Raw genomic sequence first — 22,162 nt, 5'->3', positions numbered from 1 at the left:
GGGTGGGCTGCGCGGGGGTGTCCGCCGCATGGATGCGGCGGCCAAGCTTACAGGGACGTACTTGCAGCGTCCCCCGCGCAGCCCACCCGCCCGGCCAAGCACGGCTTTTTGCCTTCACGCGACCAAGCACCCGCCACGAGGGGCTCCGCCGTTGGCCGGACACCCCGCGACAAACCACCGCACGTGCGCAATCCCAACGAACGTCGGACAATGGACGCCTTGGCGGCACGCCGCGCCGCCCTCCCGCTTTCCGCTGCAAGGATTCCCCCATGGCCGCCCGCAAGTCCTCCGCCCCGCTCATCGAAGTCACCGCCCGTCCCGGCCAGCCGCTGGGCATGTCCCCGGCCGTGTTCCTGCGCGATTTCTGGCAGAAGCGTCCGCTGCTGATCCGCAACGCCTTCGCTGATTTCCAGTCTCCGGTGCAGCCGGAAGACCTGGCCGGGCTGGCCTGCGAAGAAGGCGTGCTGGCACGCCTGATCGAGCACGACAAGCGCCAGGACGGCTGGCGCGTACGTACCGGCCCGTTCCAGGAAGACGTATTCCCCGCCCTGCCCGACCACGACTGGACCCTGCTGGTGCAGGACGTGGACAAGTGGGACCCGGACGTGCGCGCGCTGATCGAGCACTTCCGCTTCCTCCCGCGCTGGCGCATGGACGACGTCATGATCAGCTTCGCCGCCACCGGCGGCTCGGTCGGTGCCCACGTCGACCAGTACGACGTGTTCCTGCTGCAGGCCCAGGGCCATCGTCGCTGGCAGATCGATGCCAGCGAGTCGATCAAGGGCCGGCGCCCGCCACTGGGGTTCCGTCCGGACGTGGAACTGAAGCTGCTGGAGGTGTTCAAGCCCACCCACGACTGGGTGCTGGCGCCCGGCGACATGCTCTATCTGCCGCCGAACGTGCCACACCACGGCGTCGCCGAAGACCCCTGCCTGACGTTCTCCTTCGGCATGCGCGCGCCGTCCTCGGCCGAACTCATCAGTGACTACCTGGACACCCTGATCGCCGATGCCGACGAGAACATCCGCTACCAGGACCCCGACCTGAAGCTGCCGGCCGATCCGAACGAGATCGACACGGTGGCGATGGCACGGGTGATCACCGCCCTCAACGCCATCCGCATGAACGACCCGGACAAGCTGGGCGACTGGTTCGGCCGCTTCATCACCACCTACCGCGCCGCCGGCGAAGTGATGGCCCACCAGGCCGCGCCGGAACAGGAAGAGGTGGTCGCCGCCCTGCAGTCCGGCCTTCTGCTGCAACGCCACCCCTGGGCCCGCCTGGCCTGGCGGCGGGCCAAGCGGGGCGCCAGCCTGTACGTCAGCGGCCAGGACTTCGCGCTGCCGGTGAAGGATGCGCAGCGCCTGGCCGGTGCCGAGCAGCTCGACGCGGCCGCCTATCGAGGACTGTCGGACAAGGGCCGCGAGGTGGTCCAGCAGCTGCTGGTCGGCGGCGTGTTCCAGCTGATCGACCCCAGCGAGCTGTATGGCGCCGACGACGAGGGCGAGGATGAAGGCGTCCTCGGTGAGGTGGTCGAAGGCCGCGACCAGGTGGAGGTGATCGATGACGACGCCGTGTCCGACGATGTCCACGTGGTGACCGTGCATGACGATGGCATCGAGGTCATCGTCAACTTCGAAGACGACGAAGAAGACGACAGCGACGCCGGTCGCGCCTGAGTCATGCCCTCGATCCGCGTCCATCAGGTAGGTCATGCCGATGCGCATGGCGCCATCCACGCTGTGCGCCAGCAGGTGTTCGTGCAGGAGCAGGGCATTGCCAGCGACCTGGAGCGCGACGCGATGGACCCGGTCAGCGCCCATGTACTGGCGCTGGATGCCGACGGCACGCCGGTCGGCACTGGCCGGCTCACACCTGATGGCCGCGTCGGCCGCATGGCGGTGCTGGCGAGCCACCGCAGCCAGGGCATCGGTGAAGCCCTGCTCGAGGCCCTGGTCGAGTCCGGCCATGGCCTCGGCCTGGCCGAGCTGCATCTGCACGCACAGCTGCCCGCCCGCGACTTCTACGCGCGGCAGGGCTTCCTGCCTGAGGGCGAGGTCTTCGAGGAGGCCGGCCTGGGGCACCAGCAGATGCGCCGCCGGCTGGACGCGGCCAGCGCGATCAACAGCCACGCCGAGGCCGTGGCCACCACCACCGCCATCTTCCACCGTGCCCGTCGCCAGGTATGGCTGCACAGCCACCTGCTGGACCCGGGCCTGCTCGCTGCCGGCCCGGTACAGGCCGCCCTGCGCCGCTTCGCCAGTGCCCGCCACGACAAGCAGCTGCGGGCGATCGTGCATGACGCGGCAGCCATTGGCCGTGCCGGCGCGCCGCTGCTGGCGATGGCACAGCGGCTGCCCAGCGTGATCCTGTTCCGCGAGGTGGCCGATCCGGTCGACCGGGCACTGGCGTCCGCCTGCCTGATCAATGACAGGGGCGACTTCTACTTTCGTCTGATCGGCCATCGCCTCGACGGCGAGGCCGGCATCGCGCTGCCGGCACGTTCGCGGCAGTTCGAGCAGCAATTGCAGCGCGTCTGGGACCGTTCGCGCGATTGCAGCGAACTCCGCGCGCTCGGCCTCTGAGCGCGACGGTCGGGTTCAACCTGTCTGGAAGCGGCACCGGGGGACGCACGATGGCCTCCGCGATGCCCCTTCGTGTCCGGATGGGGGTACAATTTGGCTGTTTGAACGCGCCTGCGCAGGGCTATTCATCTTCCTGCCGGGTCCTTCTTAAGCCATACCCCACAAAGCGAATCAACACCCTCCATCGTGGACAATCTACTGAAGCAGTTTGCGCAATCTTCGCAACTCGCCGGCGGCAACGCCTCCTATGTCGAGGACCTGTACGAGCAGTACCTCGTCTCCCCGGACAGTGTCGATCCCAAATGGAAGACCTACTTCGACGGCTTCAAGGGCCGCGAAGCAGGTGACATTCCGCACTCGGCCGTCATTTCCCACATCGCGGACGCGGCCAAGGATGCGCTGAAGGCCGGCACCGGCGCAGGTGCGGGCGACGAGCGTGAGCGCAATGTCGGTCGTCTGATCACCGCCTACCGTTCGCGCGGCCACCTGGACGCCCGCCTGGACCCGCTGGGTCTGGCTGCGCCGGTCAATACGCCGGACCTGGGCCTGCCGTTCCACAGCCTGTCCGATGCCGACCTCAACAGCGAGTTCAGCACCGGTGGCGTCGGCGGCCAGCCGCGCATGAAGCTGCGCGATCTGCTGGCGCGCCTTAAGGCGACCTACACCGGTTCGATCGGTGCGGAGTTCATGCACATCGCCGAGGTCGAGCAGCGCCAGTGGATCTACAAGAAGCTGGAACTGGCCGGCGGCAACTACCAGCTGGACGCTGACACCCAGCGCCGCACCTTGGAGCGCCTGACCGCGGCCGAAGGCCTGGAGCGCTACCTGCACACCAAGTACGTCGGCCAGAAGCGCTTCTCGCTGGAAGGCGGCGATGCGCTGATCCCGATGATGGACACCATCATCCGCAGCGCCGGCAAGGACGGCGTCAAGGACGTGGTGATCGGCATGGCCCACCGCGGCCGCCTGAACGTGCTGGTCAACACCCTGGGCAAGAACCCGCGCAAGCTGTTCGACGAGTTCGAAGGCAAGTTCGAGCACGACGAGCACGCCTCGGCCGGCGACGTGAAGTACCACATGGGCTTCTCCGCCGACGTGGCCACCGAGGGTGGCCCGGTCCACCTGGCGCTGGCGTTCAACCCGTCGCACCTTGAAATCGCCGACCCGGTCGTGGCCGGTTCCGTGCGTTCGCGCCAGGAGCGCCGCAAGGACACCGCCCGCAAGCAGGTCATGCCGATCCTGATCCACGGCGACGCGGCCTTCTCCGGCCAGGGCGTGGTCATGGAACTGTTCCAGATGTCGCAGGCCCGCGGCTTCGCCGTCGGCGGCACCGTGCACATCGTGGTCAACAACCAGGTCGGCTTCACCACCTCCAATCCGCTGGATACGCGCTCCACGCGCTATGCCACCGACGTGGCGAAGATGATTGCCGCACCGGTGCTGCACGTGAACGGAGATGACCCGGAAGCGGTGGTGTTCGCCGCGCAGCTGGCGTTCGAGTTCCGCCAGAAGTTCGCCAAGGACGTGGTCATCGACCTGATGTGCTACCGCCGTTGGGGCCACAACGAGGCCGACGAGCCGGCGATCACCCAGCCGCTGATGTACCAGGTGATCCGCAAGCACCCGACCACCCGCGAGATGTATGCCGAGCAGCTGGAAAAGGCGGGCGTGATCGCCGCCGGCGCCGGCAAGGCGATGGTCGATGCCTACCGCGAGAAGCTGGACGCCGGCGAAGTGACCACCGAACTGGCCAAGGTCGAGAAGACTCCGCCGAGCAGCCCGCTGTTCGTTGATTGGCCGAAGCTGCTGGAAGGCAAGCTGTCCGACCCGGTCTCGACCAAGGTCGAGAAGAACAAGCTGGTCGAGCTGGCCAAGCTGATCAACACCATCCCGGACGAAGTGCAGCTGCACTCGCGCGTGGCCAAGGTCTACGACGACCGCCGCAAGATGGCCGCTGGCGAGATTCCGGGCGACTGGGGCTTTGCCGAAAACTTGGCCTACGCCACCCTGCTGGACGAAGGCCATGCACTGCGCCTGGTCGGCCAGGACGTCGGCCGCGGTACGTTCACGCACCGCCATGCGATCCTGCACGATCAGAAGACCGACAACTACTACATGCCGCTGCGGCAGCTGGTGGATTCGCCGGAGAAGGCCACCGTCATCGATTCGCTGCTGAGCGAAGAAGCGGTGATGGCCTACGAGTACGGCTTCTCCACCACCGATCCGAACACGCTGTGCATCTGGGAAGGCCAGTTCGGCGACTTCGCCAACGGCGCCCAGGTGGTGATCGATCAGTTCATCGCCGCCGGTGAAGCCAAGTGGGGCCGCATTTCCGGCCTGACCCTGCTGCTGCCGCATGGCTATGAAGGGCAAGGCCCGGAACACAGCTCGGCGCGCCTGGAGCGCTTCCTGCAGCTGTGCGCGCTGGAGAACATGCTGGTGGTCGTGCCGTCGACCCCGGCCCAGGCCTTCCACATGCTGCGTCGCCAGCTGCACATGACCACCCGCAAGCCGCTGGTGGTGATGTCGCCGAAGTCGCTGCTGCGCCACAAGCTGGCGGTGTCGACCCTGGACGAGCTGGCCAACGGCGAGTTCCAGCACCTGATCGGCGATGCCAATGCCGACGCCAAGAAGGTCAAGCGCGTGGTGCTGTGCTCGGGCAAGGTCTACTACGACCTGCTGGAAGACCAGACCAAGCGTGGCCAGGACGACGTGGCGATCATCCGCGTGGAGCAGCTGTATCCGTTCCCGCGTGCGCTGCTGGCTGCCGAACTGAAGAAGTATGGCAAGGCCACCGACGTGGTGTGGACGCAGGAAGAACCGCAGAACCAGGGCGCGTGGTACCAGATCCGCCACCACCTGCAGTTCTGCCTGGCCGAGGGCCAGAACCTGCATTACGCCGGTCGCGCACGTTCGGCGTCGCCGGCTGCCGGTCACATGGCTGACCATGTCCGCGAGCAGCAGCAGCTGATTGCCGACGCACTGGTCAACCCGTTCAACGACCAGGTCGCTGAATAACTCTCCTCCCCCTTATTTAGAAGACAAACCAGGAAGCTCCCGCATGGCCACCGAAGTCAAAGCCCCGGTACTGCCCGAATCCGTCGCCGACGGCACCATCGCCACCTGGCACAAGAAGGTGGGCGACGCCGTCAAGCGCGACGAAAACCTGCTTGACCTGGAAACCGACAAGGTCGTCCTGGAAGTGCCGTCGCCGGTCGATGGCGTGCTGAAGGAGATCAAGTTCGACGTGGGCGCCACCGTGACCTCCAGCCAGGTCGTGGCGATCATCGAGGAAGGCGCCGTGGCGGCTGCCCCGGCTCCGGCCGCTGAAGAGAAGAAGGCCGATGCCCCGGCTCCGGCCGCAGCCGCTGCTCCGGCTCCCGCCGCGGCTCCGGCCCCGGCAGCCAAGTCGGCCGCCGATGCGCTGCCGCCGGGTGCCCGCTTCACCGCCATCACCGAGGGCGTGAACCCGGCCGACGTGGACGGCACCGGCCGTCGCGGCGCGGTGACCAAGGAAGACATCGTCAACTTCGCCCGCAACGGCGGCGCCGGCAAGGCCGGTGGCGCACGTCCGGAAGAACGCGTGCCGATGACCCGCATCCGCAAGCGCATCGCCGAACGCCTGATGGAGTCCAAGAGCTCCACCGCCATGCTGACCACCTTCAACGAAGTCGACCTGTCCAAGGTGTCGGCCGCGCGCAAGGAACTGCAGGACGAGTTCGTCAAGGCCCACGGCATCAAGCTGGGCTTCATGAGCTTCTTCGTGAAGGCCGCCGCCAACGCGCTGCAGCGCTTCCCGCTGGTCAACGCGTCGATCGATGGTGACGACATCATCTACCACGGCTACTCGGACATCTCCATCGCCGTGTCGACCGAGAAGGGCCTGGTGACCCCGGTGCTGCGCAACGTCGAGCGCATGTCGTTCGCTGACATCGAGAAGACCATCGCCGACTACGCCAAGAAGGCCCGTGACGGCAAGCTGAGCCTGGAAGAACTGCAGGGCGGCACCTTCACCGTGACCAACGGCGGCACCTTCGGCTCGCTGCTGTCCACGCCGATCATCAACCCGCCGCAGAGCGCCATCCTGGGCATGCACGCCATCAAGGAGCGTCCGATCGCCCAGAACGGCCAGGTCGTGATCGCGCCGATGATGTACCTGGCGCTGTCCTACGACCACCGCATCATCGACGGCAAGGACTCGGTGCAGTTCCTGGTGGACATCAAGAACCAGCTGGAAAACCCGGGCCGCATGCTGTTCGGCCTGTAAGACCTCCCGCCCCCTTCCGCGCCCGCGCGGAAGGGGGTTCCGGTAAAGCATCAAGGACTAATTCAATGGCTGAACAATTCGACGTCGTCGTCATCGGTGCGGGCCCGGCCGGTTACCACGCTGCCATCCGCGCGGCCCAGCTGGGCCTGAAGACCGCCTGCATCGACGCAGCGCTGGGCAAGGATGGCAAGCCGGCGCTGGGCGGCACCTGCCTGCGCGTGGGCTGCATCCCGTCCAAGGCGCTGCTGGATTCCTCGCGCCAGTTCTGGAACATGAGCCACATCTTTGGCGACCACGGCATCAGCTTCAAGGACGCCAAGATGGACGTCGAGGCGATGGTTGGCCGCAAGGACAAGATCGTCAAACAGTTCACCGGCGGCATCGCCATGCTGTTCAAGGCCAACAAGGTCGCCACCTACTACGGCTTCGGTGAACTGCAGCCGGGCAACGTGGTCAAGGTGAAGCAGCACGACGGCTCGGAAGTCGAGCTGAAGGGCACCAACGTCATCATCGCCGCCGGTTCGGATTCGATCGAACTGCCGTTCGCCAAGTTCGACGGCGAGACCATCGTCGACAACGTCGGCGGCCTGGACTTCACCGAAGTGCCGAACCGCCTGGCGGTGATCGGCGCCGGCGTGATCGGTCTGGAGCTGGGCAGCGTGTGGAAGCGCCTGGGCGCTGAAGTCACCATCCTCGAGGCGCTGCCGGAGTTCCTGGCCGTCGCCGACGCCGAAGTCGCCAAGACCGCGGCCAAGGAATTCAAGAAGCAGGGCCTGGACATCCGCCTGGGCGCCAAGGTCTCCAAGACCGAGATCACTGGCAAGGGCAAGAAGAAGGAAGTCGTTGTCACCTACACCGACAGCGAAGGCGAGAAGACCCTGACCGTGGACAAGCTGCTGGTGGCCGTCGGCCGTCGCGCTGCCACCAAGGGCCTGCTGGCCGAAGGCACCGGCGTGAAGGTCAACGAGCGTGGCCAGATCGAAGTCGATGCGCATTGCCACACCGGCGTCGATGGCGTCTGGGCGGTGGGCGACTGCGTGCGCGGCCCGATGCTGGCGCACAAGGGCTTCGAGGAAGGCATCGCCGTGGCCGAACTGATCGCCGGCCTGCCGGGTCACGTCAACTTCGACACGATTCCGTGGGTGATCTACACCGAGCCGGAACTGGCCTGGGTGGGCAAGACCGAAGCACAGCTGAAGGCCGAAGGCATCCCGTACAAGGCCGGCAGCTTCCCGTTCGCCGCCAACGGCCGTGCCGTGGCAATGATCGAGCCGGCAGGTTTCGTGAAGATCCTGGCCCATGCCGAGACCGATCGCATCCTCGGCATGCACCTGGTCGGCGCCAACGTGTCCGAGCTGGTGCACGAAGGCGTGCTGACCATGGAGTTCAGCGGTTCGGCCGATGATCTGGCCCGTATCTGCCACGCCCACCCGTCGCTGTCGGAAGTGGTCCACGACGCGGCGATGGCGGTCAGCAAGCGCGCCATCCACAAGGCCAATTGATCGGCCCGGTGGCATGACAGGAAAACCCCGCCTCGGCGGGGTTTTTTTGTTTGGCCTTCTGATGTGGAGCCGAGCATGGGCCCGGCGCTACACCTTTCCAGCAGGCGGCTCCGGTGCATCGTCACAGATGCGATGCTGCACCACGGTTTCACCCACCTTCCATTCCTTCACCACCCTGCAGCGTTCCTTGGGCCTGTCAGGCTTGGCGAGCTTGGCCGCCGCAGCATCCGCTTCGTCGGCAGCGGCGGTCTGCTGGCGTTCCAGCCAGGCGGACGGTGGTGTCGCGGGCGTGGCAGGGGCCGGCGCCGCGAGCGCCAATACCAGTACCGCGATGGCCGGCGTCATCACGCAGCCACCGGACCGCGGCCGCCACCCAGCAGGCGTGCCGGCAGCATGAACAGCGCGCGCAGGAACGCGAACAGCGCCGAGAACGTGATGCCGACCAGGCGGAACGGCAGGCTCAGCAGCCACACGAACGGCCAGGCGATCAGGGCAAGGATCGCCAACGGCCAGCACAGCACGAACAGCAGGCACCACACGCCCAGCGCGAACAGGGTCTTCATCACGGTCTCCTTGCAGCGGCCCCTTGCCGCCTGCGACCACAGTGCCGCCCTGCCCCGGAGGGAGCAAACGGTTTGCGACGAAACCCGGCAGGGCGCGACGAAACCCGGAACGCAGCCGCTATACCTGCACCGCCCCCGGGCGGCCGTGGGCGACCTGGAAACGCGCGGCGGTCCGCACCGCGGCATCGGTACGCAGCACGCTGTCGGCCAAGCGCAGTTCCGCATCCACGGCCTGCCGGTTGAGCTGCAGCCTCCACCAGCCACGGCGGTCGCCGTCGAAATAGCGGATGTGCGGATTCAGGGGAATCGACGGTCCGTAGTAAGGGCCATACGGTGTGTCGTCTCCGCCACTGCTGATGGCGGGGGCGATGAACTCGGTGGCCACCACGGGAGCATCGGCCGCATCGAAGTCCAGCTTCAGATCGTTGACGAACGTGGAATGCCAGTCGCCTCCCAGCACGATCGCATTGCCCTGCCCGCCTGCCTGCAGCGCCTGCAGCAACCGGTTGCGCGCGGCAGGATACCCATCCCAGGCATCGTTCCAGAACCGCTCGCGCGGGGTGCCGCCGTCCAGCCGCAGCTGCGCCATCAGCAGCTGCTGCACCACCACATTCCAGCGCGTGCCCCGCGCGGCCGCCATCGACTGTGCGAACCACGCCTCCTGGCCGGACCCGAGCATGCTCATGCGCGGGTCCAGTGCCGCCTCGCAGCGCGGTGACTCGCCCACGCCGCAGGGGTTGGCCGGACGGAACTGGCGGCAATCGAGCAGACTCAGCTGCGCGAGGTCGCCGTAGCGCAGGCGCCGGTGCACCCGCAGGCCACCATTGCCGGCCGGAGCGCTGCGCATGGGCAGGTGCTCGTAGAAGGCGCGATAGGCAGCGGCCCGCCGGACGATGAAGTCCTCCACCGGCACGCTGTCCTTTTCAGGATGGACGCCGGAATAGTCGTTCTGCACCTCATGGTCATCCCAGATCACCGCAAAGGCGTGCGCGGCGTGCGCTGCCTGCAGGTCCGGATCGAGCTTGTACAGCGCGTACTGGTCGCGATAACGCTGCAGACTGACGGTCTCGCCGCTGAATCGCTCCGCATCCAGTGTGCGGCCGCGTACGTTCTGCAGTGGACTGTACTCGTACAGATAGTCGCCGGCATGCAGCACCAGGTCGACATCGTTCCGCGCGATATCACGCAGTACCGGGTAGTAGCCGCTGTTCCAGGCCTGGCAGGTGCACAGGGCCAAGCGCAGCTGCTGCAGCTGCGCGTCCGGCAGCGGCGCGGTGCGGAAGTGGCCGACCGTGCTTTCCTCATCAGCGTCGCAGGCAAAACGGTAGTAATAGTCACGGCCGGGACGAAGGCCATTGATCTCCACGTGCACCGAATGCGCCAGCTCGGGCACCGCTGCGGCGACGCCACGCTGCACCGGACGGCGCATGCCGGGATCTTCGGCCACGAACCAGCGCACCGGCACCGCCCGCGGCGGCATGCCACCACCGTTGAGCGGATCGGGGGCGAGCCGTGTCCACAGCACCGCCCCCTGCGGATCCGGATCGCCAGCGGCGACGCCGAGGGTGAACGGATCGCGGCCCAGACGTGGCCGTGGGCCTGCCGTGGCCAGCCCCGGCATCGCCGCCAGTGCGATCGCCGCCCCCGTGCCCTGCCACGCCATGCGCAGCAGGCGGCGACGGTGCTCCGGATCCAAGGGCCGCTGCATCAGAAGCGCACGGTCGCCGTCGCCATCACCTGCCGCGGCGCCCCCACCTGCATGGTCGCCAGGCTGCGCGTGGGATCTGCGGCATAGGTGCCGTTGGTGTTGATCGAAGACAGGTAACGCTTGTCCGCCAGGTTGGTCAGGTTCACTGCCACTGTCAGGTTCTGCGCGGGCCCCAGGGAGCCGAAATCGTAAGCCACCGAGGCGTTGACCAGCCAGTAACTGGGAACCGACAGGTCATTGGTATAGGTCACGTAACGCTTGCCGACATGGTTGGCGGACAGGCGCATGTCCCACGGGCCCGGCGTCCAGGCCAGGGTGCTGGCGAACATCCATTCCGGCGTATCCACGGTCTTCCTGCCGCGGGTCGGTACCACCCCGTTGTTGACGTAGTCGTCGTCGTAGGTGCTGTCGTTCCACGACAGCGCGTTGGACCAGGTCACGTCCTGCACCGGCTTCAGCTGCAGGGTCGCCTCGGCACCGCGGCTGGTCACCGAACCGACGTTGGAGAACAACGCAGGGCAGCCGAGGATGCCCACGCACTGGGCGATGGCAAGCAGGCGGTTGTCGAACTTCACGTCGTACACCGCGACCGACGCCTCATACCCCTGCCCGTAGCCGCGCCAGCCCAGTTCGATCGTGCGCGACTGCTCCGGCTTGAGGTTGCGTGCACTGGCATCGAAGGCCTGCTGCGGCACGTTGAACGGACTGCCCACGCCCAGCGCATAGGCGGCGATGTTCCTGGCGAACGAACCGAAGATTTCATTGCCTTCGTTGAGCTTGAAGTTGAAGCCGGCCTGCGGCAGCAGTCCCTTGCTGGAGGTCAGGCTGCTGTTGTTGGCATAGCTGCCCAGCGGCGTGCGGACGCGGGTGCGGGTGTGCGGCGACTTCGCGCCGATGTCCACCGTCAGGCGGTCGTCGAACAGGCGGAAGCGGTCCTGCACATAGAACTGGCGGGTGATGGTGGTGTAGAGCTGGCGCCACACGCGCTGGTCCGGATTGCGCAGGAAGAAGTCATCGGTGATCGGGCCATCGATGTAGTAGAAGTTGCGCTGCACGCTGTGGCCGTTGTCCTCGTACCACAGGCCGGCTTCCAGCTCGTGCCCGCCGACGTTCCAGGTGAACGCGGAGGTCACGCCTGTACGGTCGATCGCGTACTCGGTGGTGCGGATCGAGATCGGGATCTCGCGCGCGGTGCCCGGATTGGAAGGATTGGACGGACTGAACCAGTGGCCCTGCCCGCGGTTGCTGTGATTGTAGACATTGACCTTCAGGCGCATCGCTTCGTTGAGGCCGAAGTCGCCGGCGACGCTGGAGATATCGTCGTTGCGCAGGCCATGACCGGAGTAGTACGCATCCCAGGGGCTGTTGACGCCGCCACTGAACTGCCCGCGTGCCGCGGCCAGCGCGCGGTCCCAGTCCGGCGCGTAGTTGTCCCAGTTCCAGCCCAGGCGGTCGATCATCTCCAGCGACAGATCCTGGTAGTCCGCCTCGACGCGGCGTGATGCGTTGAACAGCGCGGTGATCCTGCTGTCCACGCCGAAGTTGTAAACCGCCTTGCCGTTGAACTGCTTGAGCTCCTGCGAGCCCTTCCCCTTCCACTTGTCGCCTTCGGAGTACACGCCGGACAGGTACGCGGCGAACCCTTGGTGCTCGCCGGTCTCCAGGCGCGCATAGCTGCGCCGCGCGTTGTCGCTGCCGAAGCCCTGCGCCAGCACCACGCCGTACTCGGTGGAAGGATCGATCGAATAGAACTGGAACACGCCCCCCAGGTTGCTGGTGGACGGCGTCCCCAGCGCGCCGATGCCGGTGGAGACTTCCGCACCGCCCAGGTTCTCGCTGATGACCGCGCGGCTGACATGAAGGCCGTTGCTGTTGCCGTAGCTCATGTTGCCCAGCGGAATGCCGTCCAGCGTGTAGCCAAGCCGGTTCTGGTTGAAGCCGCGCAGGCTGATGCTGGTCGACCACTCGTAGGCACCGGTGGCGTCACCCGACTCGAAATGCACGCCCGGCTTGCTGGCCAGCAGCTTGAGCGGATTCGCGCCCGGCGGCAGCACCTTCATGTCCTCGGCGGTGACACGCTGCACCTGGCGCGCTTCGCCGCGGCCGATCACCGAGATTGAATCGAGGGTGGTCGCCGACTGTGCATCGGAGGTGGGGGCGGTTTCAGCGGCCGCCAGCGACGGCAGCGAGGCACAGACCAGCAGAGCCAGCAGATTGCGGCGGAGCGGAGCGTGGGACGGCATGGGAGGCGGATTCCTTGGACGCGCTGGACGCCAGCGACGGGCGTCGGAAGTGGGAGGACAGCGGCGGCATGGTAGGAAGGCCCAGTTACATGTCAGTTACACGTCATGTGACCATCGCCCGGCAAGGTACGCGCCTTGCGCTCGCACCAACGCAAAGAGCCGGCACGCGCCCGGCTCTTGCAGAACAGAAGATCGCCGGCCCGCGGCCGGCAGCCCTACTCGAACGAACCGACCGAATCGTGGGCCAGATTGTCGAAACGCGTGTACTCGCCGAAGAACTTCAGTTTGCACGAACCGGTCGGGCCGCCACGGTGCTTGCCGATGATGATTTCGGCCAGGCCCTTGTCCGGTGAGTTTTCCTTGTTGTAGTAGTCGTCGCGGTAGATGAACACGATCATGTCCGCGTCCTGCTCGATGGCGCCCGATTCGCGCAGGTCAGCCATCACCGGGCGCTTGTCGGTACGCGTTTCCAGCGAGCGGTTGAGCTGGGAAAGTGCGATCACCGGCACGTTCAGCTCCTTGGCCAGGCCCTTCAGCGAACGCGAGATCTCCGAGATTTCTGTCGCGCGGTTCTCGCTGTTGCCGGGCACGCTCATCAGCTGCAGGTAATCGATCACGATCAGGCCCAGGTCGTGCTCGCGCTTGAGGCGGCGGCACTTGGAGCGCAGCACTTCCGGCGATACGCCCGGCGTGTCGTCGATGAAGATCTTGGTTTCCTTCAGCATCTTGATCGCGCTGGTGACGCGGCTCCAGTCCTCGTCTTCCAGCTGGCCGGTACGCAGGCGCTGCGCGTTGATCCGGCCATTGGAGGAGATCAGTCGCATCGCCAGCTGTGATGCGGACATTTCCATCGAGAACACCGCCACGCCCTTTTTCGACTTGATCGCCGCATACTCGGCGATGTTCAGCGCGAAGGTGGTCTTGCCCATCGCCGGGCGCGCGGCCAGGATGATCAGGTCGGTCGGCTGCAGGCCGGCCGTCATCGCGTCGAAATCGTTGTAGCCGGTTGGCAGGCCGGTGATGTTGCCGCCGTTCTCGAAGCGGTTGCGCAGTTCCTCGAAGGCATCCTTCAGCGCGCCGGGCATGGCGACGAAATCCGTACGCCCGCGTGCGCCCTGCTCGGCAATGGCGAACACGCTCTTTTCCGCCGACGCCAGCAGCTCGCTGCTGTCGCGGCCTTCCGGCTGGAAACCATCGTTGACGATGTCGGTACCGACCTGGATCAGCTGCCGCAGCACCGCCTTGTCACGTACGATCTCGGCGTAGGCCGCGATGTTCGCCGCCGACGGCGTGGTGCTGGCCAGTTCGATCAGATAAGCGCCATCCCCTACCAGCTCCAGCTTGCCCTGCGATTCGAACCATTCGCCCAGCGTCACCGCATCGAAGGGTCGGTCACGCTCGGACAACTCGCGGATCGCGCGGTAGATCATCTGATGATCGCGGCGATAGAAGTCGGTCTCGGTCAGCTGGTCGTTGACCCGGTCGAACGCTTCGGGTGCCAGCATCAGGCCACCCAGCACCGCCTGCTCGGCCTCCACCGAATGCGGTGGCACCCGCAGCTGGTCGATGCGCGAATCATCGCGTTCGAAGCCATCACCGCGGTCTCTGCGGTTGGAACGGAAGCCGGGACGGGCGGACATGCGGCGGTGTTTCCTGCAAAAGTGGGGCCAGACGAGTGTAGGCATGCGCCGACCCTGGCGGCCATGGACAAGCCTGTGGATAAGCCGTGGAAGAACGGGGGATATCCGCCGGAGCCTGGCCAGAATGGCGCGGAGGCGTCGCACTGCCTGCGACGGGCGCCCGTGCGACGCCCGAGTGCGTCATTATCGCAGATCAGCCGGCCAGGATCGGATTCCGTGCAGCGTACGGGCTCTGGCCCGCTCAGCTGCAAGTGGGGTCAGAGCCCGCCGCTGCGCGCCGGGATCCGACCCCGGATGTGGCTGGGGTCGGATCCCTCTGCAACGCAGAGGGCTCTGACCCCATACGTCTCAATCGCCCTTCACGTGCACCGCGATCAGCGCCAGGAACCGGTCCACATACCCCTGCAGGAATTCCCGCGTGGCGTCGTTGTGGATCGTACCGTCGGCGTCGATCAGGCCGTCCTTGAAATGAATGAACGCCTCCGGCTGGCCGAGCACATGCATGTCGAGGAAGGCCAGGCTGTTGCGCAGGTGCTGCTGGGCCACCGCGGTGCCGATCTGGCCGATGGACGCACCGATCACCGCAGCCGGCTTGCCTGCGAATGCGCTGTCGCCATAGGGGCGCGAGCCGATGTCGATGGCGTTCTTCAGCACGCCCGGCACCGAACGGTTGTATTCGGGTGTCACGAACAGCACGGCGTCGGCGGCACGCACCTGCTCCTTCAGGCGGACACACGATGGCGGGTAATCGGCGTCGAAATCCTGGTCATACAGGGGAAGGTCGCGGATCTGCACGTACTGGAACCGGGCCCGGTCGCCGGCAAGCTTTTCAAGTGCATGGGCCAGCCGGCGGTTGCATGACTCCCGGCGCAGGCTTCCGACGAACACGGCGATGGTGGGAACGGACATCGGACGGACTCCTCATGGTGCGGGAAACCCATCCTATTCACCGTCCCCTTTCCAGGCAGTGAAGGTCAGCCGCTGATGCTGGCCCGGACCTGGCGCCAGTGGGCCTGCCATGCCTGGAACATCAGCACGTTCCACAGATGCGTGTGCCACTTGCGCTGGCCGCCAAGGAACTGCTGCCACAGCGGCTGCACCGCGGCCGCCGACAGCACGCCTTCGCGTTCCAGCCGCGAAGGCTGCAGCAGATCGTCGGCCCACGGCCGCAGGTCGCCCTTCAGCCAGTCGCTGACAGGCGCACCGAAACCACGCTTGGGCCGGTGCACCATCGCGTGCGGGACGTATCGGCCCAGCACGCGCTTGAGCAGGACCTTGCTGGTCGTTTCACTGCGCTTGAAGCCCAGCGGCAGCGACCAGGCGAACTCGGCCACCCGCCAGTCCAGCAACGGCGCACGCGCCTCCAAGCTGACCGCCATCGAAGTGCGGTCGACCTTGCACAGCAGGTCATCAGGCAGGTAGGTCACGAAATCGGCCAGCATCATCGCGTCTGCCGGCGTGCCCGCGCCGTGCAGCGGATCGGCCAGGTCATAGAAGCTGCCAGCCGGCTGCGCACCGGGCACCACCGCCGCCGGGTCACGCCAGCGCGAAATGCGGTTGCGGTATACATCGCCGATGCCGCGGGCGCCGGTTTCGGCCAGCAGCGCCGCCAGGCCTCCCGTGCGCGATGCCTCGCCCTGCTGCTGCGCGCGGGCACCCATCCAGCGCCGCAGCGGGCCCGGCACGCGACCCAGCATCTGCCAGTTGCGCAGCGCGCGCACGTAGCGGGTGTAGCCGAAGAACAGCTCATCGCCACCATCGCCGGACAAGGCCACGGTCACCCCCTGCCTTGCCAGCCGGGCCACCAGCGCGGTCGGCACCTGCGAGGCATCGGCAAAAGGCTCGTCGAACATCGTCGGCAACTGCGGCACCACCGCCAGTGCGTCGGCCCCGCTGACGTAGAGCTCGGTGTGGTCGCAGCCCAGATGCGCGGCCAGTTCCCTGGCCAGCGGTGCCTCATCGTGGCTTGAATCCTGGAAGCCGATGCTGAAGCTGTGCACCGGCTGCCTGCTCTGCGCCTGCATCAGCGCCGCCACCAGCGACGAATCGGTCCCCCCGGACAGGAACACGCCGACGGGCACGTCCGCGACCATGCGCAACGCCACGGCGTCGCGCAGCAGGGCATCAAGCTGCTCCTCGGCCTCCTCGATGCGGCCCTGGAAGGGTGCGGCCAGTGCGGCCTGCATGCGCGCACGCGCGTCCCAGTACGGACGCTGCGCCTGCTCCGGCCGGTGCGCGCCGGCTCCGGCGGCAACCATCGCCGCATCCACCCGCAGCACCCGGCCGGGCATCAGCTTGTAGCAGCGCTGATGGATGCTGTGCGGCGCCGGGATGTAATCCAGCCGCAACAGCAGCGTCAACGCATCCCGATCGATATCGTTGTCGAACGCTGGATGCTGCCACAGTGCCTTCAGCTCGGAACCGAACACCAGCGCGTCACCGGCCCAGCCGTAGTACAGCGGCTTCTTGCCGACCCGGTCGCGGGCCAGCCAGAGGCACTGCTCGCTGCGGTCCCACAGAGCGATGGCGAACATGCCGTTGCAGCGCTGCAGGGTGTCTTCCAGGCCCCACTGCAGGATCGCAGCCAGCAGCACCTCGGTATCGGAGTGGCCACGGAACGCATGGCCCAGCGGCTCCAGTTCGGCGCGCAGGGCCGCGAAGTTGTAGACCTCGCCGTTGTAGGCCATCACATAGCGGCCGTCGGACGATGCCATCGGCTGGTGGCCCAGCGGGGACAGATCGAGGATGCTCAGCCGGCGGTGCGCCAGTGCGATCCCGGCAGCGGCATCGACCCAGGTGCCACCATCATCCGGCCCGCGATGGTGCAGCGCCTGGCCCATGGCCAGGGCCTGTGCCTGCAGTTCCTCGGCCGGCACCATCGGTGCCGGCAACAGCATTCCCGCCAATCCACACATGCATCAGGGTTCCTGCGCCAGGTCGAGGGCGGCGCCAATCACCGCATTGTCGCTTGGAAGGCCGAACATTGCTGCCCCCGCCAGCGGCGTATAGGTATCGGCGCCGCAGACCCGACGCAGCGGCAGGTGACCGAAGCCGGCCTCGACCAGGGCCGTGACCACCCCCTCGCCCACGCCACCGCTGTGACGCCCCTCGTCCAGCACCAGCACGCGCCGCGCCGTGGCCGCCTGGGTGGCAATGAATCCGCCGTCCAGCGGCACCAGCCAGCGCAGATCGACCACCCTCACCTGCCACCCGAGCTGCTGGTCGATCACCCGCGCGGCACGCAGCGCCATCGGCACGCCATTGCCATAGGTGTAGATCACCAGATCCTGCGCCTCGGGGGCATACACCCGGCCCTCTCCCGGCAGCAGCGCCTGGCCCTGTTGCGGGTAGTCGAACAGCCACTGGCCGTCACCCGGCTCGTGCAGGTCCTTGCTCATGTACAGCGCGATCGGCTCCAGGAACACCGCCACGCGGCCATCCACCCGGGCCAGCGCCGCCAACGTGCGCAGCATCATCACGGCATCGTCGCCACGCGAGGGACAGCCCACCACCAGGCCGGGAATGTCGCGCAGGGCGGTGATCGAATTGTCGTTGTGGAAATGGCCACCGAATCCCTTCTGGTAGCCCAGCCCTGCCACCCGCACCAGCATCGGGTTGCGGAACTGGTCATTGGAGAAGAACTGCAGCGAACACGCCTCGCCACGTATCTGGTCGATGGCATTGTGCAGGTAGGCCAGGTACTGGATCTCGGGGATCGGCAGCATGCCCATGTTGGCCAGCCCCTGCGCCATGCCCAGGATCATGGTCTCGTCCAGCAGCGTGTTGAACACCCGACGCGGGCCGAAACGACGCAGCAGGTCGCGGGTCAAGGTGTACACGCCTCCCTTCTGCGCCACATCCTCGCCGAACAACAGGCTTTGCGGATACTTGCACAGCAGTTCCTGCAGTCCGTGATTGATCTGGATGGCCAGATGACGCGGCGGTTGTCGCTCCGGCAATGCGTCGGCGCCGCCATACAGCGACAGTCGCGCCTCGTCCGCGACCGCGCGCCGGGCCTCGGCGTGCACCGCTGCAGGTGTATAGGGCGCCAGCGGTGCCATCACCTGCTCAAGGGACTGCAGCTTCGGCTGGCGCTCGGCGTCGGCGGCGGCCGCCATGCAGCGCACACGCATCGCTTCATAGGCCGCCTCGACGGCCGCGGCATCCATCCAGCCCGACTCCATCGCGATCTGCGCCGAGCGCAGCAGCGGATCCTGCGCCTCCGCCGCACACAACTCCGGCAACGCGCGCCACTCCACCTCGAAATCGGTACCGGCATGCCCCATCAGCCGCGTGGTACGCAGGTGCAGGAAGGTCGGCCTGCGGGTTGTCCGGCAATGCTCGACCGCGGCCTGCACCTGCGCATGGCCGCTGGCCAGATCCAGCCCGTCAGCGAAGAAGTAGTCCAGTCCCGGCTGGCCGCCAAAGCGCTCGGCGATCCATCCTTCTGGTGTTTTCACCGAAATGCCCAGGCCATTGTCCTCGCAGACGAACAGGATGGGCGCCGGCAGTTTCTGGTAGGCCGACCACATGGCGGTGTTGAACGCCGTCTGTGCGGTGGCGTGATTGGCCGAGGCGTCGCCGAAGGAACAGACCACGATGCTGTCGGCCGGAATCGGCAACGGCTGGCCCAGGCGCTTGCCGCTCTCGATGGCCAACGCAGTGCCCAGCGCCTTGGGCAGGTGCGAGGCGATCGTCGAGGTCTGTGGCAACACCCACAACGGCCGGCTGCCCCACACCTTGTGCCGGCCTCCGCTGGCAGGATCGTCGGCGCTGGCGGCGAACGACAGTGCCGCGTCGCGCACTGGATCCATGCCCGGCACCTGCCGCGCGCGCTCGGCCATGAAGGCGCCGGAGCGGTAGTGCAGGAACGCAGGATCGGTGTGCAGGCAGGCCCGCGCCAACAGCGCATTGCCCTCGTGTCCGGACGAGCCGATGGTGTAGAAGACCTTGTTCTGCACGCGCAGCACGCGTGCCATCAGGTCCAGCTGGCGGCTGGCCAGCTGCGAATCGAACAGGTCGGCAAAGGCCGCCGCGCTGAGCGTGCTGCCTGGCAGGATCGGCGCGTGCGGCGCGGGCCGTGGCCGTGGCGTGCCCCGCCAGCCGCGCACCGCCTCCAGGAAATTGACGTCGCACACTTCGGCGCGGTTGAGCCCGCGCATGCGCGCGGGAATGGGATCTGGAACCACAGCGAACATCGAACACCCTCCGTGTCGTTGTTGCGTAGCGTGGCGCGGGGCCCGCCCGGCTTCCTCGCAGCCGGCCTGCCCGACGCTCCCCCCGGAATCAGGCCACCGCGTTGAATCGCGCCAGCACCTCCGCGCCCACGGCCGGCATCGGCACGAACCGCGGCTGTGCCCGGACCCGCTGCAGCCAGGCCTGCACCTGCGGGAACGGATCAAGGCGGATGCCACCATCGCTGGCAACGTCGGTGTAGGCAAACAGCGCGATATCGGCGATGCCATAACTGCGGCCGGTGAACCAGGGCGACTGCCGCAGGTGCTGTTCCATCACCGCCAGTGCGGTGCTGGCGCGCTCCTGCAGGCGCGGCAGTTCGGCGCGCCGCGGGGAGTCGGCCGGCGTCCAGCCACGGATGAAACGGGCCACCGCCACGCAGGGTTCATGCGTGTACTGCTCGAAGAACATCCAGCTCAACGCCTGCGCCCGCTCCCAGCCATCGCCGGGCAGGTAGGGCGTGCCCTCGGCCAGCCAGAACAGGATCGCGTTCGATTCGGTCAACACGCGGCCGTCCTCGCGCACGATCAACGGCACCTTCGCATTGGGATTCAATGCCAGGAACTCCGGCGTGTGGGTCTGGCCATGGGCGCTGTCCACCTCCACCCAGCGATAGCGGCTGCCGAGGTGTTCCAGCAGCATGCGCACCTTGTGGCAATTGCCTGAAACGGACATGCCATGCACCGTCAACGGAACGCGTTCTTCCACCATTGCCTGCTCCAGGAGACCCGGCCAACGACCGGTTGCGCGCAGTCTGGCAAGCGCGCCCGCCGATGCCAAGCGCGGGTGCAGCATGCCCATCGCGCAGCCCGCCGCTGGATGCAGCCCGTCGGGCCCCTCAGCGCACGCGCTGCTGCCACTGCTGGCGCGACTGCCCCCAGATCTGCATCGGTTTGCCCTGGTACGGCGGCGGCAGCTCGCCCATGCGCAGCAGGGTACTGCCCAGCTTGCGGGCCACGACACGGGAATTCTCGTTGTCCTCGGCAATGGTATGGATCACCTCCTCCCACCCGAGTGCGTTGAATGCCCAGTCGATCGCAGCGGTCGCCGCCTCCGGCGCGTAGCCCTTGCCCCAGCTGGCACGCCGGATGCTCCAGCCGACCTCGGTGCCCGGCCAGTCCTGTGGCTGCCAGGGCCCCATGCGACCGATCCACTCACCACTGGATTTCTCGATCACGCTGAACATCGAAAAGCCGAACAACTGCCACGCGCCAGCCAGGCTGCAGAATCCACGCCATGCCACTGACGGTGGCTGTACTCCGCCCAGCGTGCGCATCACCTCTTCATCCGCGCAGAACGCCAGATAGGGCTCGAAATCCTCGCGATGCGGTGGGCGCAGGATCAGGCGCTCGGTTTCCAGGCGCAGGTCGAAGATGCTCATGCCGACTCCAGGGCGATGACGGAGCGCCATCATTGCAAATGTCACCCGGCCACAAAAACATACAGGCCGGCAGAAGCCGGCCTGTCGCCTGTCCGCTGCAGCGGCAGGATTACTGGCGGGTCGGTGCCGTGGCGCCGGCTGCCGCTGTCTGCGTGACCAGCTGGCCATCGACCACCGGCAGGCGATCGCTGGCTGGCTTGTTGTCCATGCGCACGGTCTTCTCGGCACCATCATAGCGGTAGGTCACGTTGTAACCCTTGACCACGTCGTTGGTGCCCATGGCGATGCGGTTGCCGGGCTTGCTGGCCATGCGCATGGTGCCGGTGGTGCCGTCCTCGTTGCGATAGGTGACGTTGTAGCCGGTGACACGGCTCGACTCGGAGGTGGCGGTCTCGGTGTGGCACTGGCGCTCGGTGCGGTTGACCACACGGCCACCGACGTGGCGCTTGTCCACCTGGTTGCCGATCAGGCCGCCGGCCACGGCACCGGCTGCGGTCGCCGCCTTCCTGCCATTGCCGCCGCCAACCTGATTACCCAGCAGGCCACCGATCACCGCGCCGGCGACGGTGCCACCGACGTTGCCATCACGCTCGGGCAGGCGTTCCTGCACGACCACATCCTGGCAGACCTCGTGCGGCGTCTGTGTGGTGGAGGTCTCGCGCACCGCGTCGGTGCCGATGACCGTGGCGTACGCCTTCTGCTTTTCGGTGATCGGGTCGACCTTCAGCACATCGGCATACTCCAGGCCGCGCGGCGCGGTGGCATCGAGCTGGTTGCCACGCGCACCATCGTCGGTGCCGCTGCCATCGGCCAGGCGCGATTCGCCGTTGGGGGCGCCGGCGCTGATGGAATCCGGCGACGGGTTGCCGCTCTTCATGAAGGCGGCCGTGGCGATACCACCCACCAGCAGCGCGCCCGCTGCGACCAGGACAGTTGTAGTTGTGCTTTTCATGACCTGCTCCTTGCGGACCGTCCGCAACGTTCTCGGCACAGATTGCAGCACGGCCTCCCTGAACGGAATCTCCACATTTCCTGCTC

Annotated in this window: 16 protein-coding genes; 5 read left to right on the top strand and 11 right to left on the bottom strand. The window is 66.9% G+C overall.

Annotated features, from left to right (window positions below; genetic code table 11):
- Positions 1-269: 269 nt before the first annotated feature.
- From IMX13_RS08230 to lpdA, 5 genes are all read left to right on the top strand, one after another.
- On the top strand, positions 270-1,679 hold the full coding sequence (locus tag IMX13_RS08230) for a cupin domain-containing protein (RefSeq protein WP_193396166.1): 1,410 nt from the start codon (positions 270-272) through the stop codon (positions 1,677-1,679).
- Positions 1,680-1,682: 3 nt separating this feature from the next.
- On the top strand, positions 1,683-2,585 hold the full coding sequence (locus IMX13_RS08225; RefSeq protein WP_193396165.1) for a GNAT family N-acetyltransferase: 903 nt from the start codon (positions 1,683-1,685) through the stop codon (positions 2,583-2,585).
- Positions 2,586-2,771: 186 nt separating this feature from the next.
- Positions 2,772-5,603 carry a 2-oxoglutarate dehydrogenase E1 component gene (locus IMX13_RS08220; RefSeq protein ID WP_053515372.1) on the top strand — a complete coding sequence of 944 codons (2,832 nt, stop codon included), beginning with the start codon at positions 2,772-2,774 and terminating at the stop codon, positions 5,601-5,603.
- A 43-nt stretch (positions 5,604-5,646) separates the two neighbouring features.
- Entirely contained in the window at positions 5,647-6,852 is a 1,206-nt protein-coding gene (sucB, locus tag IMX13_RS08215; protein ID WP_193396164.1) for a dihydrolipoyllysine-residue succinyltransferase, read from the top strand.
- A gap of 65 nt (positions 6,853-6,917) precedes the next feature.
- A complete protein-coding gene (gene lpdA, locus IMX13_RS08210) occupies positions 6,918-8,354 on the top strand; it encodes a dihydrolipoyl dehydrogenase (protein WP_053515369.1) in 1,437 nt (478 codons plus the stop codon).
- Between the two features lie 87 nt (positions 8,355-8,441).
- Here the strand turns inward: lpdA and IMX13_RS08205 are convergent, their stop codons facing one another.
- The 11 genes from IMX13_RS08205 to IMX13_RS08155 form a co-directional block, all read right to left on the bottom strand.
- A complete protein-coding gene (locus IMX13_RS08205; RefSeq protein WP_065175461.1) occupies positions 8,442-8,699 on the bottom strand; it encodes a hypothetical protein in 258 nt (85 codons plus the stop codon).
- Positions 8,699-8,917: a hypothetical protein gene (locus tag IMX13_RS08200; RefSeq protein ID WP_053515365.1), complete on the bottom strand. Its 219-nt coding sequence runs from the start codon at positions 8,915-8,917 to the stop codon at positions 8,699-8,701. Before IMX13_RS08200 ends, IMX13_RS08205 begins: the two co-directional genes overlap by 1 nt.
- Before the next feature lie 118 nt (positions 8,918-9,035).
- The gene (locus tag IMX13_RS08195) at positions 9,036-10,625 is read right to left on the bottom strand and encodes an alkaline phosphatase D family protein (RefSeq protein WP_193396163.1); all 1,590 of its coding nucleotides are present in this window, start codon (positions 10,623-10,625) and stop codon (positions 9,036-9,038) included.
- Positions 10,625-12,868: a TonB-dependent receptor gene (locus tag IMX13_RS08190; RefSeq protein WP_128987947.1), complete on the bottom strand. Its 2,244-nt coding sequence runs from the start codon at positions 12,866-12,868 to the stop codon at positions 10,625-10,627. The genes IMX13_RS08195 and IMX13_RS08190 overlap by 1 nt, the downstream gene beginning before the upstream one ends.
- A gap of 215 nt (positions 12,869-13,083) precedes the next feature.
- Positions 13,084-14,508: a replicative DNA helicase gene (locus IMX13_RS08185; RefSeq protein ID WP_053515359.1), complete on the bottom strand. Its 1,425-nt coding sequence runs from the start codon at positions 14,506-14,508 to the stop codon at positions 13,084-13,086.
- Between the two features lie 348 nt (positions 14,509-14,856).
- A complete protein-coding gene (locus IMX13_RS08180; protein WP_053515357.1) occupies positions 14,857-15,417 on the bottom strand; it encodes an NAD(P)H-dependent oxidoreductase in 561 nt (186 codons plus the stop codon).
- A gap of 65 nt (positions 15,418-15,482) precedes the next feature.
- On the bottom strand, positions 15,483-17,423 hold the full coding sequence (gene asnB, locus IMX13_RS08175; RefSeq protein ID WP_193396162.1) for an asparagine synthase (glutamine-hydrolyzing): 1,941 nt from the start codon (positions 17,421-17,423) through the stop codon (positions 15,483-15,485).
- A 3-nt stretch (positions 17,424-17,426) separates the two neighbouring features.
- Positions 17,427-19,706, bottom strand: a complete 2,280-nt coding sequence (locus IMX13_RS08170; protein WP_193396161.1) for a thiamine pyrophosphate-dependent enzyme — start codon at positions 19,704-19,706, stop codon at positions 17,427-17,429.
- Positions 19,707-19,794: 88 nt separating this feature from the next.
- Positions 19,795-20,454, bottom strand: a complete 660-nt coding sequence (locus IMX13_RS08165; RefSeq protein WP_053515351.1) for a glutathione S-transferase family protein — start codon at positions 20,452-20,454, stop codon at positions 19,795-19,797.
- A 127-nt stretch (positions 20,455-20,581) separates the two neighbouring features.
- Positions 20,582-21,124, bottom strand: a complete 543-nt coding sequence (locus IMX13_RS08160) for a GNAT family N-acetyltransferase (protein WP_193396160.1) — start codon at positions 21,122-21,124, stop codon at positions 20,582-20,584.
- Positions 21,125-21,233: 109 nt separating this feature from the next.
- Positions 21,234-22,076, bottom strand: coding sequence for a glycine zipper 2TM domain-containing protein (locus IMX13_RS08155; RefSeq protein ID WP_053515348.1), 843 nt, complete (start codon positions 22,074-22,076; stop codon positions 21,234-21,236).
- Positions 22,077-22,162 lie beyond the last annotated feature (86 nt).

Source organism: Stenotrophomonas sp. B2 (genome assembly GCF_014947095.1).
GTDB lineage: Bacteria > Pseudomonadota > Gammaproteobacteria > Xanthomonadales > Xanthomonadaceae > Stenotrophomonas > Stenotrophomonas maltophilia_P.
The sequence above is the reverse complement of the archived record's forward strand: the minus strand, read 5'-3'. Positions and strand labels throughout refer to the sequence as shown.

Excerpts from the sequence above, each read along its gene's own strand:
- IMX13_RS08230 (WP_193396166.1), top strand. The coding sequence starts at position 270 with ATGGCCGCCCGCAAGTCCTCCGCCCCGCTCATCGAAGTCACCGCCCGT.
- IMX13_RS08225 (WP_193396165.1), top strand. The coding sequence starts at position 1,683 with ATGCCCTCGATCCGCGTCCATCAGGTAGGTCATGCCGATGCGCATGGC.
- sucB (WP_193396164.1), top strand. The coding sequence starts at position 5,647 with ATGGCCACCGAAGTCAAAGCCCCGGTACTGCCCGAATCCGTCGCCGAC.
- lpdA (WP_053515369.1), top strand. The coding sequence starts at position 6,918 with ATGGCTGAACAATTCGACGTCGTCGTCATCGGTGCGGGCCCGGCCGGT.
- IMX13_RS08205 (WP_065175461.1), bottom strand. The coding sequence starts at position 8,699 with ATGACGCCGGCCATCGCGGTACTGGTATTGGCGCTCGCGGCGCCGGCC.
- IMX13_RS08200 (WP_053515365.1), bottom strand. The coding sequence starts at position 8,917 with ATGAAGACCCTGTTCGCGCTGGGCGTGTGGTGCCTGCTGTTCGTGCTG.
- IMX13_RS08195 (WP_193396163.1), bottom strand. The coding sequence starts at position 10,625 with ATGCAGCGGCCCTTGGATCCGGAGCACCGTCGCCGCCTGCTGCGCATG.
- IMX13_RS08190 (WP_128987947.1), bottom strand. The coding sequence starts at position 12,868 with ATGCCGTCCCACGCTCCGCTCCGCCGCAATCTGCTGGCTCTGCTGGTC.
- IMX13_RS08185 (WP_053515359.1), bottom strand. The coding sequence starts at position 14,508 with ATGTCCGCCCGTCCCGGCTTCCGTTCCAACCGCAGAGACCGCGGTGAT.
- IMX13_RS08180 (WP_053515357.1), bottom strand. The coding sequence starts at position 15,417 with ATGTCCGTTCCCACCATCGCCGTGTTCGTCGGAAGCCTGCGCCGGGAG.
- asnB (WP_193396162.1), bottom strand. The coding sequence starts at position 17,423 with ATGTGTGGATTGGCGGGAATGCTGTTGCCGGCACCGATGGTGCCGGCC.
- IMX13_RS08170 (WP_193396161.1), bottom strand. The coding sequence starts at position 19,706 with ATGTTCGCTGTGGTTCCAGATCCCATTCCCGCGCGCATGCGCGGGCTC.
- IMX13_RS08165 (WP_053515351.1), bottom strand. The coding sequence starts at position 20,454 with ATGGTGGAAGAACGCGTTCCGTTGACGGTGCATGGCATGTCCGTTTCA.
- IMX13_RS08160 (WP_193396160.1), bottom strand. The coding sequence starts at position 21,124 with ATGAGCATCTTCGACCTGCGCCTGGAAACCGAGCGCCTGATCCTGCGC.
- IMX13_RS08155 (WP_053515348.1), bottom strand. The coding sequence starts at position 22,076 with ATGAAAAGCACAACTACAACTGTCCTGGTCGCAGCGGGCGCGCTGCTG.